Below are 13,895 nucleotides of genomic sequence, written 5' to 3'. Positions count from 1 at the left end.
AACTCATACCCTCAGATGATTGCCTACTGCACAAATTGGTTATTTACTATATCTTTTTGTTGAACGTAGTTGGTTAACGTGACAGTCATTTCATAACGTAAAAATGGCGTGATCAAATAAATGCCATTAAAATACTCATAAGCCGTATCAATTAAATCCTTCGCTATTGCAATCCCTTCTTGTTGGGCTGCTTCACGGTCTTCGCCATGCGAGGCCATCCGTTCGCGGATATCGTCAGTTAACTTGATGCCAGGAACTTCATTGTGAAGAAATTCAGCATTGCGGTAGCCCGTAAGCGGCATGATCCCGATATAGATCGGCTTCGATAAATGCTTAGTCGCTTCATAGACTTCAACAATCTGCTCCTTACTGTATATCGGCTGACTCATAAAATAATCTGCTCCACAATCTATTTTCTTTTCAAGCCTTTTTACCGCTCGCTCCAGATGACGAACATTGGGATTAAAAGCTGCGGCTACCGAGAAGTTTGTTTTTTCACCGAGTGCTTTCCCCGAAAACGATATCCCCTCGTTCAGCTGTTTAATCATACGAATCAGATCAAATGATGAGAGATCATAAACCGAACTAGCTCCTGGAAAGTCCCCCACCTTCGTTGGATCTCCAGTAACAGCTAACAATTGATTAATGCCTAACGTATGCAACCCCATTAAATGTGATTGTAAACCAATTAAATTTCGATCGCGGCACGTCACATGGACGAGTGGACGTGTTTGTAGATCATTTTTAAGAATAGAGCCTAATGCCATGTTATCAATACGCGGTGATGCTAATGAATTATCTGCCATGGTTATTGCATCTACCCCGGAGATCTTTAGCTGTTTTGCCCCTTCGAGAAATTTATCAATACTCGTTAATTTTTTGGGCGGATCTAATTCTACAATCACTGATTTTCTTCTTGATACAACCTCATGAATCGCTTCTTCTCGTTGTGGTTCGATTGTCGTTATTTTTTCGCGCACTCCCTCACTTTTAACTACTTTTGTATTAACAGGTGTTAACCCATTCACCGCATTAGCCATAGCTGCAATGTGTTCAGGAGTTGTTCCACAGCATCCACCAAGTAAACGTACACCTTGCTCTCTTAAGCGAAGAGCACTATCTGCAAAATAACTTGGATTTGATTGATAAACAAATCGACCATCGCGATAATCTGGCAAACTAGCATTAGGGTAGGCAGATAGATAAGCATGGTCAAAGAGAGGGACCTCTTCTAATGAACGAATTGTATGGTATGGTCCCATATGGCAGTTGATTCCGACGACATTCGCACCTAGTTGTGCCAATTCAGATAGCGCATCTGCCACATTCATACCACCATGTAACACACCCACTTCACCTAATGATACTTGCGCAATAATCGGCATGTCGGTGTAATTGCGAGCTAACTTTAAAACCGTTTTTATCTCTTCAAAATCATAATACGTTTCAAGCAATAAACCATCGACACGCTCTTCTGCTAATACTGAAAACTGTTGATAAAAACTGTTTGTCACATCTTGCATGGAAACGTCTTTTTTCTGGATCCCACGAACGCCACCAATTGTCCCCAATACATAAGCATCTTTGCCTGCTACTTGCTTGGCAACTGCAACCGCTGCTTTATTGATTTTACTAACCTGATCTTCAAGCCCATACCGTGATAATTTCAATTCGTTAGCTGCATACGAATTGGTTTGTAGCACTTGAGCACCTGCATCAAGATAAGATTGATGGATATCTGCTATTCGTTCAGGATTTGAAAGGTTCAACTCTTCATAGCAACGATCCACACCTTGATGATAAAGGAGAGTCCCCATGGCTCCATCCCCGATCAGTATTTTTTCTTGTAGGTCTTTTAATAAGTTCATGTTTCCCCTTCCTTCCACTCGTTATAGCACTTAAGATGGCGTAACATTCTGACGAATCTGGTTAAAAGCTTGCTCAAAATCAGCGATAAGATCCTCCGGCTTCTCCAACCCGACCGATAAACGGAGTAAACCATCACTAATTCCTCGCTTTTCACGTTCATCTTTTGGCATCGCCGCATGCGACATCGTTGCCGGATACGATAAAATCGATTCAACAGCTCCTAAACTGACAGCAAATACTGGAATTTTTGCATTCGCAACAAACTGTTTAACCGCTTCACGATCTCGCAAACGGAAGGACAGGACTGCACCATACCCCTGTGCTTGGTTCGCTTGAATGTCATGACCACGATGGCTTTCTAACCCTGGATAATAGACCTCTTCAACTTCAGGAACCTCACTTAACCACGTAGCGATTTGATGAGCAGCCTTTGACGAGTGCTCCATTCGCACATGTAACGTTTTTAACCCTCTTAAGACAAGCCAGCAATCTTGAACACCTAATATTGCCCCAAACGAGTTTTGTAAAAATGCAAGCTGATCCGCTAGTTCTTGGTCACTGACAACAGCTAAGCCTGCAATGACATCACTATGTCCGCCAATAAACTTCGTAGCACTATGTAAAACTACGTCTATGCCAAGTTCCAATGGCTTTTGAAGAGCTGGTGTTAAAAACGTATTATCTAAAAACGTTAGGCAATTGTTCTGCTTTGCTAAGCTTACTATTGCGCGGATATCTGTAATTTTCAATGTCGGATTTGATGGCGTTTCGATATAGAGTAATCTTGTGTTCGGTTGGATATTTTCTTTTACTTCCTCTACATCTGTCATATCAACAAACGTATGATCAATACCTAACCGCGTCAAAACTTCTGTTACTAGACGAAACGTTCCACCATAGACGTCTTTTGTTAAGACGACATGATCTCCCTTTGATAGTAACATAAATGACGTTGATATCGCCGCCATCCCAGATGAAAATGCAAATCCCCTACAACCACCTTCTAACTCGGCAATCGTTTCCTCTAACGCTTCTCTTGTTGGGTTCCCTGATCGTCCGTAATCGTAATTACCAAATGTCTCAAAGTCAAATTGATGAAACGTAGACGCGTGCTGAATCGGTACACTCACTGCTCCTGTTTGTTGATCAACTTTATGATCGTTATGTAGCAATTTTGTTTGAAAACTATACGTATCTTGACTCATTGTCCTCGTCCCCCGATTTCTAATTAAATTTGTTCATGCTCTTTGGCATAGCGAAAAGCTTGCTCTAAATCTTGAATTAAATCCTCAACATACTCCACTCCAACTGAAAACCGTAACAACCGATTACAAACCCCATTTGCGACCCGAACATCCTCAGGAATATCCGCATGGGTTTGTGTGGCAGGATATGTGAGTAAACTCTCAACACCACCTAGACTTTCTGCAAATGTAATCAGCTTTAATTGTTGTAAAAATGGATCCACCCAGTTTTCACTTATAATTCGAAATGAAATCATCCCACCTCGTCCCGGATATAAAACCTCATCGACACAAGGGTGATTACTTAAATATTCAACAACCTTTGTCGCGTTACGTTCATGTTGGTCCATGCGTAACGCAAGTGTTTTCATACCACGAATGAGTAACCAAGAATCAAAAGAACCCAAAGTTGCGCCAATTCCATTATGGTATAAGAAAAGCTGTTCACACAATTCTTTCCCCTTCGCAACGATTAAGCCTGCAATCAAATCATTATGACCACCTAAATACTTTGACGCACTATGGATAACAATATCTGCCCCTTCACGAATGGGTTGTTGTAACAGCGGCGTATAAAAGGTGTTATCTACAATAAACAGTAAATCATGCTTTTTTGCCAGTTGATTTAGGGCACCGAGATCTGCTTCTTGCATTAATGGATTGGTTGGTGTCTCAATAAAGATTGCTTTTGTCTTATCGGTTATTTGTTGTTCGAATTGCTCAAGGTTTCGTGGGTCACTAAATGTAAACGTTAGTCCCCATTTCGTCCACCCTTGTTCAAACAACCGATAGGTTCCACCATACAAATCTTGTGAAGCGAGAATCTCATCACCCTGTTCAAACAATGATAACACAGTTTGAATCGCAGCCATCCCCGAACTACAGGCAAAACCTTGGTCACCACCTTCAAGTTCAGCAATCGCATTTTCCAACACTTCACGCGTTGGATTTCCAGTTCTTGCATAATCATAGCCAGTGGACTGCCCAATTCCCGCGTGCCGATAAGCCGTTGATAGGTAAATAGGTGTATTAACGGCACCTGTCCTCTCATCCGTTCGGTTACCAATTTGTACCAATGTTGTTTCAAGTTGCTTTCTATTCATCCTGTTTTCCTCCTTTTACAAACCAGTACTTCAACCACTACTAATTATCAGGGTATAATAAAAACCTTCTTCATGATAAGAAGAAGGTTTTGTAGTCTCAACTTCTTCTTATCTTTCAAGCACACATCGCTTGATGGATTTAGCACCTGACCAATAACTAGCGGCTGGTTGCTGAGACTTCTTCGGGCCATTCCCTCCGTCTCTCTTGATAAGAACTTTATTAATAATATATAAATAGTAAATATTCAGCTTATTAGTTTAAAATACAGCAAAACAGTAGGGAATACAAGAGTATTTTTATAATTTTTATAAAGTTTACAAATCTCCTTTAAAAGAAAACGATTTCATGGACACTCTTATATAAAAAGCAACCGCTTATAATTTCAGGTTCACCTGTTACTCTTTTATCGTTTAAACAACCTTCTTTTCTCAGCGCCAACTCCTTGAACCACCTTCTACTCATCAGTGCATTCTCCCTCACACTCCCATCTCCGCCCCTTTTCCACAAAAAAAGACTACGACAAAAGGAGTTGGTTTTTACCTTTTGTCCTAGCCTCGAACAATTGCCAATAGTTTAACTAGTTTTGTCACGACACCTTTATTCAGGTGAAGCTTCAACGCGAAGCTGCTCCTCATTCCCACAAATACATCGTTTGAATCCAGTATCATAGCCGCCTTCTTTATTCTGGCGACCCCTAAGTATATATTTTTCCCCACATTTTGAACAACGAATGACAATACGAAAACGCTTATCTGGCACAGTATCACTCCTTATCTATCGGCAAATCCTTTGTGCGTTGACTCAGATTAGCCCTTTTTACTTTTTGTAAGGCTAACCACCATAAGAAAAACATAAACGGTACAATTAATAACTTCACGTATTGATTAGCTGCAAGTAACATAAAATCATATAGCCCATGCAATACAACTGGAAGTGTCAAAGAGAGGAAAACCCAGATGAAGGTTTTGGAAGACGAAACACTTGCTTTACCTAAATAATATCCCATAATCACACCAAATAATGCATGACTCGATACAGGAAAAAACGCCCGTCCAATCGCCCCTTCTATCCCATAAGCAATTAAGTATAAAATATTTTCAACCGTTGCAAACCCTAATGATATAGCAGCTCCAAATACGATTCCATCATAATGTTCGTTAAATCTTGCGTGTTTATACGATAGAAAAAATAGCAGGAACCATTTAAAAAATTCTTCAATGAGCCCAGCGCGTATAAATGCATGGCTAAATGCATCTAGTAGATACCCTTCCGCTTCAAAAGCATACTGTAGGACCATCACCGGAAACACTATAAGCGAGCCATAAACAAAATTTCGAGTCACCATTGCAATCGTTGTACGCTCATAGTCATCTTTGAGATAAAAATAACACAACAAAGCGATGCCCGGTGCAATTCCAGCAGATATAACTGCAAACAACAGCCTTCCATTCCCCTCTGTTTTTTTTCATCGTAACATGTTACTTTTATTTAAGAAACCATAGTTTGGTTATGAAAGCCTACATTAAATGAGGTGAAGCAGTTATGAAAAAGATATTACTTTTACATACAGGCGGTACGATCGCGATGCATGAAGATGAACAAACAGGTACCGTCGGCCCTAGTGTCTCAAATCCATTATATTCAACAATTGAATCACTTTCAAAAATTGCCTCCGTGATCGTTGATGATTTTCTACATTTGCCTTCGCCACACATCACACCACAACATATGTTGGAATTGTCTAAACGAATTGAGCGCCGTATCAAGACGGAATACTTTGAGGGCGTTGTCATTACACACGGAACAGATACACTCGAAGAAACAGCATATTTACTGGACCTATTACTTGATACTGATGTTCCAGTCGTTGTTACTGGTGCGATGCGATCCAGTAATGAACTTGGTGCGGATGGGCCTTATAATTTAATTTCTTCTGTCCGAACAGCAGCAAGTGATGCAGCACATGGCAAAGGCGTTCTTGTCGTTCTTAATGATGAGATTCACACTGCAAAAAATGTAACAAAAACGCACACGAGCAATATTGCTACATTTCAAAGCCCTCAATATGGGCCGATTGGAATTGTCACAAGACGCGATGTTGATTTTCATCATGTCCCTTCGAAACGAGAACGCTATGACGTTTCAACATTAACAAAAAATATTGTATTAATAAAATGTTATGCTGGTATGGACCCTAGCCTACTTGATGCAATTTTAACAACTTCGATGGATGGACTTGTCATCGAGGCATTCGGACAAGGAAATGTTCCCCCAGGCATCGTTCCGGGTTTAGAGAAACTGATCAAACACCACATTCCAATTGTTCTCGTTTCTCGTTCTTTTGGAGGTATCGTTCAAGATACGTATAGTTATAGTGGCGGTGGACGACACCTAAAAGAGCTTGGGATTATTTTCACAAATGGTTTAAATGGTCAAAAAGCGAGAATTAAATTAATGATCGCACTTGAAGTAACGTCAGATCGAAACAAACTTCAAGAACTATTCTTAACATAATTAAAAGGGGAGTCCTCAAGTAGGTTCAGTTCACCTCTGAGGATTCCCCCTTTCAAAAACAATATGCTAAATATGCTTGCACATCTTTAGCTCTTCAATGCTGCTCGGTTTGCAATTTCTGCTGCAATAAGATCACCATGAAAACGCCCATTCTCAATAAAGATTTCATTCGCATTATTCCCAGCTGCGATCACTCCTGCAATAAAGATACCAGCTACATTCGTTTCCATCGTTTCCGCATCAAAAGCTGGCCTACCGCTCCCCGGATCAATGTGTACGCCCATCGCACTCAGAAAAGAATGGTCAGGGTGATACCCTGTCATAGCAAATACAAAATCAGCCTTTGCCTTGTGCTCTTTACCGTTCTGTTCATAAATGACGTCCGTGGAAGTAATTTCTTTGACTTCCGCTTCAAATTGCATGTCTACCTTCTCATGATTGATTAACGATACAAATTCAGGAAGAATCCATGGCTTTACGCTACTTGAATAATCACTCCCTCGATAGAGTACAGTGACTCTAGCACCTACCTTTTCAAGCTCTAACGTGGCATCAACGGCCGAATTTTTACCTCCAATCACGACAACATCTTTATCAAAGAATGGGTGAGCCTCTTTAAAGTAATGATGCACATGGTCTAATTCTTCACCTGGTACGCCCATAAGATTCGGGTGATCATAGTATCCAGTTGCGATAATTACATAAGATGCTTCGTATAGTTTCGTGGTTTGATTACCCTTCATTGTCTGAACACGAAACGTTCCCTGCTCCTGCTTTGACACTTTTTCTACTATTTCAAATGTATGTACTCTTATTTGCTTACGTTTGACAACCTCTCGATAATAGGAAAGGGCTTGATTTCGTCTCGGCTTACGATCAACCGTTATAAATGGAACTCCCCCAATCTCAAGTTTATCACTTGAACTAAAGAATGTTTGATGCGTTGGATATCGATAAATTGAGTGAACGACGTTTTCCTTTTCAATCACTAACGGGTCATAACCTTTTTCAATTAATGCGATTGCAGCAGCTAACCCACAGGGTCCACCACCAATAATAATAACTTGTTCCTTTTCCATGTTAATCACTCCCCTTTTTCTCAAAGTAAAAGCCCCCACACCGATGTTTTGACGGGGGGCTTGTTCATTAAATCCAACCTCTAAATCGTGATGCTTCTGCCATTTTACGTACACCGACCATATAAGCAGCTAATCTCATATCAACTTTTCGCCGCCGCGCCAATTTATAGATGTTATCGAATGACTGAACCATAACATGTTCAAGTTTAGCCTCGACCTCTTCTTCTGTCCAATAGTACCCTTGATTGTTTTGAACCCATTCAAAGTAAGAAACGGTCACTCCACCAGCACTGGCAAGGACGTCTGGAACGAGTAATACGTCGTTTTCTGTTAACACTCTCGTACCTTCAATCGTTGTTGGACCATTCGCTGCTTCTACAACGATTTTTGCTTTTATTTTATCTGCATTATCTTCTGTAATCTGGTTTTCAATCGCAGCTGGAACGAGAATGTCACAATCTAACTCTAACAGTTCTTGATTGGAGATCGTATTTTTAAAGAGCTTCGTTACCGTTCCAAAGCTGTCACGACGATCCAATAAATAATCAATATCTAACCCTTCGGGATCATACAGGGCACCGTACGCATCAGAAATAGCAATCACCTTTGCACCAGAATCATGCATAAATTTAGCAAGAAAACTTCCTGCATTCCCGAACCCTTGAATGACTACGCGCGCACCGTTTATATCAATTCCCTTTTTCTTAGCAGCTTCACGAATACAAATCGTTACTCCCTTTGCAGTCGCCGATTCACGGCCATGTGAACCACCGAGAACAACTGGTTTCCCAGTGATAAAACCAGGTGAATCAAACTCACGAATTCGGCTATACTCATCAAACATCCAAGCCATAATTTGAGAATTGGTGAATACATCTGGCGCCGGGATATCCTTTGTCGGGCCAACGACTTGACTAATCGCTCTTACATACCCACGACTTAATCGTTCAAGCTCTCGAAACGACATCTCTCTTGGGTCACAAATTATTCCACCTTTTCCGCCCCCATATGGCAGGTCAACGATACCGGCCTTTAAGCTCATCCAAATAGAAAGTGCTTTGACCTCTTTTTCCGTCACGTTAGGGTGAAATCGAACCCCACCTTTGGTCGGACCAACCGCATCATTATGTTGTGCTCGGTAACCTGTAAAGATTTTCGTTGAACCGTCATCCATACGTACAGGAATTCGGACAGTCAACATCCGCATCGGTTCTTTCATTAATTCAAAGACCTCACTTGAATACCCTAACTTCTCAAGCGCCTTGCCAATGACCGTTTGCGTTGACAGTAACACATCGCGATTTTCTTTTTGTTCTCGATTCGTGTTTGTCTGCTTATCTTTTTCTCCCATCATTTTCACCTCTAAATTAGTGTATATCGTTCATCATTTTTCATGTATCAATGACTTGCTCGTTACCTACTACTATAATCGCTGTCAGCAACATTTTCCACTATTCTACTTACAAAACACTCGATGATGCTGATTAGCTTCCTATGAAGCATTCCCTACTATCGATAACCTACCTGACGAGTTGATCGATTGGCGTATGAATCAGCTTATCTATTGATATTTCTTCATAGCTACCGTACCCTCGGGCTGCTTTTCACACCTCGCAAATAAAAGGAAGGTGATGAAGCATCTCCATCACCTTCCTTTTATTTTTTTAATGACAGTTGAACAAGCTTTTCAACCATCTCATCATAGGACAATCCAATTTCTCGAGCAGCGTCAGGGTATAAACTCGTTGGTGTCATTCCCGGTAACGTATTGACTTCTAAGATCACTGGTTCTGAACCATCTGTTGGAATAATAAAATCGACTCTTGAATAAATATCACATCCAAGCGCTTGATGAGCAAGCACAGCATGTTGCTGCAATAGCTGCGTTACCTTCTCATCAAGCTGGGCAGGGACGATGTGTTCACTCATTCCTGGTGCATACTTGGACTCATAGTCATAATATGCATTCTTCGGAACGATCTCGATTACAGGTAAAGATTGTTCATTTCCTTTATCACCCATCACCGCAACGGTTACCTCTTTCCCTTTGATAAACTCTTCAACGAGGACCGTTTCGTCATATTGAAATGCATTTTCAATTCCTTTCGTTAACTCCCCATTGTTTTGAGCAATCGTAAGTCCAATCGTTGAACCCTCTTGATTGGGTTTTACAACAACCGGATAAGGTAATGATGAATTTTTAAAGACGTTCTGATCATAATTATACTTATGAACAACCATTTCTTTCGCCGTCCGAATACCGGCCGTCGCAAAAAATGTTTTCGATTTTGCTTTATCCATCGCTAATGCAGAGCCAAGTACGCCCGAACCAACATAAGGAACACCGAGCATATCTAAAAACCCTTGAATACGTCCATCTTCACCAAAACGCCCATGCAAGGCAATATAAACAATATCTACATCAGCTAATGTCACAAGATCAGCTAAACGATCAGGGTGAAAATCAATACCAACTACTTCATGACCGTTATTCTCGAGTGCCTTAATAACGCCCTTTCCACTTGATAATGAAACTTCTCGTTCCGCAGAGGTCCCACCGTATAATACTGCTATTTTCATAATCATGATCCACTCCTACAAACAATATGTATAACCATTCTATTCGCACGTCGCAAAAGATGATACCCGACTAGAAAACCCTTGCTTTCATTGGATTCAGCACTGTTTTTAATAGTTCCTACTGCCAAGATAACTCGTCACTCTCTCACAAAAAATAACAAAGCCTCGAACCCGAGGCTTTATCTATGCAGTTACACTCATATGCCCCTACGACATGTCATCTTTGACAAACGTATGATACAACTTATAAATCGCGTCATATTCCATTAATTTTTTTCCATATTCGCTGACACGGTGTGTCGTTATCGTCGAAGGGCTTCCAAACTCTGCAAGCAAAGCAATAAATGCTTGCTCCGTATCTGGTTGAATATCGAGATCCTCAAATGCGATATAAAACTGATCGTTGAAAGAATACAGAGTTCCACCTAGTACACCAAACGGGTACAACCTTGAGGCTAAAGCAATCACATCTTCAATCGATTGAAATTCATAGAAGACTTCATCACTTTCATCAAGTGTGACTTGCATTTCAATAAAGCCGTCATCGTACTCTTCATCAAATTCACTCTCTACTGTCCCTTTTGTTACGATTACAACCATCCCTTGTGCCGGCAAAGAAAATACTTCAACAGCAATCGGTCCATCTGCGATAAACCCAAGCTCATCACTTGCTTCAGTCATCATATCTCGAAACAAATCATGAACTTTCGGAACATCTTGCCATAGTTCCTCTTTTGTGATGCCGCGCTCATTAAGGTCATCGTATGTCAAAAAAATTTTAATTTTATCTAACGTTAAACGCTCCAAACGCATCTATATGACCCTCCCAACGTACGATTGATCCTTCGCCTTTTTGACGAAAAGACATACACATCGCACGACATGTTGATAGTATAGGATATGTGAAAACAAGAGATATGGTTCGAAAAATGCACTTATAAAAATCAGTTTACACATGTTCACTAATAAAAGACAAGCTTTTTTATCTATAAGTAAAACGAAACCATCTGTATCACCAATGAATGTTGATATTCATCCCTTTTAAGAGCCAGATGTTAGCCATCCTTCCCACTCTTCTATCTCGCTTCCGAGAACAAAATAAGAAACATCCTGTCGCTCTTTACTTTGTTTATCACAAACCCCTTGACCACCAACACCAATTTCCATTTCAGGACAAGTTACCTTAAGTTTCCGGATTAGATCTAAAGTCTCTTGGAAACCGTCTTTTGTTGAACAAGAAACAAACAAATAATTAGGTTCGACCTCTTTAATCACATCATTTATTGCACGTTCTGGAACATCTACACCAAGATAAATGACGTCAAACCCTTTACGTCTTAAGAACAAGGTGAAAAATAGCAAGCCAAGTTCATGTTGCTCGCGCGGGCTACAAACAGCAACTGCCTTTGGCAATTTCGTATTAACTGAACAGCTCTGAATAAGTGATGTAAGTTTCGCTCGTATAAAACCAGTCACAAAATGCTCGTGTGCAACCGTAATCTGCTCATCCTTCCACAATTCCCCAATATTTACAAGTAACGGTCTCATAACATCAAAAACCACTTTCTCTACTGTATATAAACCAAAGGCTTGGTTCAACAGATGCTTTGCCCTTTCCTCATCAAAAGACAACAACGAATCAAGCAGATACTCAGTGAGTTGGTTAACAAAATCGTATTGTTGTGTGTCCTTACGTCCAATTGCCCGATCTTGGAGCATTTCAACAGCTTGTCCAATCGTAATTCCCTTGTTTAATTGATTGACCAACCACCGCAAGGTTTCCACATGCTCATCCGTATACAAACGGTGACCTACCTCGTTACGAATCGGCTCAATGACTTGATAGCGACGTTCCCACGCCCTTAACGTTCCTGGTTGAATGCCTACCATATTCGCAATCGCCTTTATGTTGTACTTACCTGTTTGTGTCGACATCACGTCGTCTCCTCGCTTTACAATCAATCTTAGGAAACACGAGCTTTACTTATCTCGTGTTTCGGGCGATTTCGCACGTAATGTAAATAAATGTGTCTCAGCTCGCGCCCCTAAGCGGAAAGGAACTCTAGTTGTCCCAAACCCGTTACTGATGACTTGGACAATCCTTCCAACAGTCTTCACGCCACCTTTTTCTCTTAAACCAAACCCCAAAAAGCGAATTTGCCCACCATGTGTGTGTCCACTCAACACGAGACCGATACCTGCATCCGTTGGTACTTTGTCAATAATATCGGGATAATGACTAACTAGGATTCGGTAACCATTCTCACTGTCCTTTAAGGCTAAATCTAGTCGATCGCGATGGTGTCCCACATCGTCTACTCCGACAAGAATCAGCTTTTCATCCTCCTGCTCAAACGTCACCGCCGTATTATCTAGGATCGTAACCCCTTGCTCCATTAACATAACATCTAACCGTCTAAAATCAGCTTCATAATCGTTATTTCCCCATACAAAATAAACAGGGGCTATAGCACGTAATTTTTTTATGTTTTCTTCAGCTCGTTGAAAGGGAACGTTCTTTTCTAATAAATCCCCACCGATAATAATAATGTCTGCTGTTCCTCTGATCTGTTCGATTATTCGATCCGAAACCGCTCGAAAATGAATGTCAGTTATAAAAAAAAGCCGTACCCCATCAAAAGATCGTGGGAACCCAGGAAGGTAGAGTTCCCTTTTTTCAACATGAGTGCGATGTGCTTCCAGATACATATATAAACATAAACTTAAGATCAAAACGCCTACTAAAACAATCATCGACATGCCCCCACTTACAGCTCTCTTGTTTATCGTTACCTAATCACTCGACTCTTTCTTTTGGTGTTTTTGGTCTGATTTCTCATTAAAATCAGCATCCATTATACCATAGAACAACGCAGTGATTAATGCTAGAATTGCAACCCAAACATTTATAAGAAAAAAAACAAAAAAGCTTATCAATGTCATTCCTAATGCAAACAACTCGATTGGTTGTAAAGGATGATTGCTATTGTAACAATGAACAAGGTGTTCAAACGATGATTGGAACAAACGAGCAAATGATAAAAAACCAATAATAAAACAAATCACCGCCCCTAACAATTGAAAGGGCTCAAAGACCAAGGTTGCAATAATGTGCGAAGATGTCATTTCTGCAGGCATAGGGAAAATATCCATAGACAAGTAAATGCCACCAAATCCTAACACCAAATACAGTAACTTTCGTTGATACTTACGACTCATCGAATGATGCTCCTTTTTTTATATTCTACTACCAATAGATCAAAGAACAGATCTCCGGTCGACTAAACAAAAAAACAACACATCCAACCACGTTGGTGTGCTGCTTTTTTCACTTATCTTATCTTTATTACAGTTCGCATGTGAATTATGCCAAATTATACGAGTTTAACTATCATTGATAGTCTAACTAGTCAAAAACATTAGTTGCTCTAATTATAGAAAATTCAAAATAAATGATTTACTTTATTTCTCACAAATGGTAAAGTAGTAATTGTAAATGACCTCT

Annotated in this window: 14 protein-coding genes and 1 riboswitch; of the genes, 1 reads left to right on the top strand and 13 read right to left on the bottom strand. The window is 40.4% G+C overall.

Annotation, left to right across the window (positions count from 1 at the left end):
• Positions 1-23: 23 nt before the first annotated feature.
• From KH400_RS11400 to prsW, 6 genes are all read right to left on the bottom strand, one after another.
• Positions 24-1,868, bottom strand: coding sequence for a bifunctional homocysteine S-methyltransferase/methylenetetrahydrofolate reductase (locus KH400_RS11400; protein ID WP_217224727.1), 1,845 nt, complete (start codon positions 1,866-1,868; stop codon positions 24-26).
• Between the two features lie 30 nt (positions 1,869-1,898).
• Positions 1,899-3,074 (bottom strand): cystathionine beta-lyase, encoded by a 1,176-nt coding sequence (gene metC, locus KH400_RS11395; protein ID WP_217224726.1) that lies wholly within the window; start codon positions 3,072-3,074, stop codon positions 1,899-1,901.
• A 23-nt stretch (positions 3,075-3,097) separates the two neighbouring features.
• A complete protein-coding gene (locus KH400_RS11390; RefSeq protein WP_217224725.1) occupies positions 3,098-4,216 on the bottom strand; it encodes a methionine biosynthesis PLP-dependent protein in 1,119 nt (372 codons plus the stop codon).
• A 105-nt stretch (positions 4,217-4,321) separates the two neighbouring features.
• A riboswitch (SAM riboswitch) is annotated at positions 4,322-4,431 on the bottom strand.
• Positions 4,432-4,544: 113 nt separating this feature from the next.
• Positions 4,545-4,679, bottom strand: coding sequence for a hypothetical protein (locus KH400_RS25295; RefSeq protein WP_281418696.1), 135 nt, complete (start codon positions 4,677-4,679; stop codon positions 4,545-4,547).
• 135 nt (positions 4,680-4,814) lie between these two features.
• Complete coding sequence (locus KH400_RS11385; RefSeq protein WP_217224724.1) at positions 4,815-4,976, bottom strand: hypothetical protein; 162 nt, start codon at positions 4,974-4,976, stop codon at positions 4,815-4,817.
• Between the two features lie 4 nt (positions 4,977-4,980).
• Positions 4,981-5,655 (bottom strand): glutamic-type intramembrane protease PrsW, encoded by a 675-nt coding sequence (gene prsW / locus KH400_RS11380; protein WP_217224723.1) that lies wholly within the window; start codon positions 5,653-5,655, stop codon positions 4,981-4,983.
• A gap of 104 nt (positions 5,656-5,759) precedes the next feature.
• Between prsW and KH400_RS11375 the strand changes: the two genes are divergently transcribed.
• On the top strand, positions 5,760-6,731 hold the full coding sequence (locus KH400_RS11375) for an asparaginase (protein ID WP_217224722.1): 972 nt from the start codon (positions 5,760-5,762) through the stop codon (positions 6,729-6,731).
• Positions 6,732-6,817: 86 nt separating this feature from the next.
• On the opposite strand, the gene KH400_RS11370 is transcribed toward KH400_RS11375, so the two are convergent.
• The 7 genes from KH400_RS11370 to KH400_RS11340 all read right to left on the bottom strand — a co-directional run bounded on the left by KH400_RS11370 (position 6,818) and on the right by KH400_RS11340 (position 13,609).
• Positions 6,818-7,810, bottom strand: a complete 993-nt coding sequence (locus KH400_RS11370) for a YpdA family putative bacillithiol disulfide reductase (protein ID WP_217224720.1) — start codon at positions 7,808-7,810, stop codon at positions 6,818-6,820.
• Between the two features lie 67 nt (positions 7,811-7,877).
• Positions 7,878-9,164: a Glu/Leu/Phe/Val family dehydrogenase gene (locus tag KH400_RS11365; RefSeq protein ID WP_217224718.1), complete on the bottom strand. Its 1,287-nt coding sequence runs from the start codon at positions 9,162-9,164 to the stop codon at positions 7,878-7,880.
• 302 nt (positions 9,165-9,466) lie between these two features.
• Positions 9,467-10,390 carry a D-alanine--D-alanine ligase family protein gene (locus KH400_RS11360; protein ID WP_217224914.1) on the bottom strand — a complete coding sequence of 308 codons (924 nt, stop codon included), beginning with the start codon at positions 10,388-10,390 and terminating at the stop codon, positions 9,467-9,469.
• 207 nt (positions 10,391-10,597) lie between these two features.
• Positions 10,598-11,203, bottom strand: coding sequence for a genetic competence negative regulator (locus KH400_RS11355; RefSeq protein WP_217224716.1), 606 nt, complete (start codon positions 11,201-11,203; stop codon positions 10,598-10,600).
• A 228-nt stretch (positions 11,204-11,431) separates the two neighbouring features.
• On the bottom strand, positions 11,432-12,325 hold the full coding sequence (locus KH400_RS11350) for a MerR family transcriptional regulator (protein ID WP_217224714.1): 894 nt from the start codon (positions 12,323-12,325) through the stop codon (positions 11,432-11,434).
• A gap of 45 nt (positions 12,326-12,370) precedes the next feature.
• On the bottom strand, positions 12,371-13,144 hold the full coding sequence (locus KH400_RS11345) for a metallophosphoesterase (RefSeq protein ID WP_217224712.1): 774 nt from the start codon (positions 13,142-13,144) through the stop codon (positions 12,371-12,373).
• 39 nt (positions 13,145-13,183) lie between these two features.
• Positions 13,184-13,609 carry a hypothetical protein gene (locus KH400_RS11340; protein WP_217224710.1) on the bottom strand — a complete coding sequence of 142 codons (426 nt, stop codon included), beginning with the start codon at positions 13,607-13,609 and terminating at the stop codon, positions 13,184-13,186.
• Between the last annotated feature and the right edge of the window lie 286 nt (positions 13,610-13,895).

The sequence above is a fragment of the Desertibacillus haloalkaliphilus genome, from assembly GCF_019039105.1.
GTDB lineage: Bacteria > Bacillota > Bacilli > Bacillales > KJ1-10-99 > Desertibacillus > Desertibacillus haloalkaliphilus.
The sequence above is the reverse complement of the archived record's forward strand: the minus strand, read 5'-3'. Positions and strand labels throughout refer to the sequence as shown.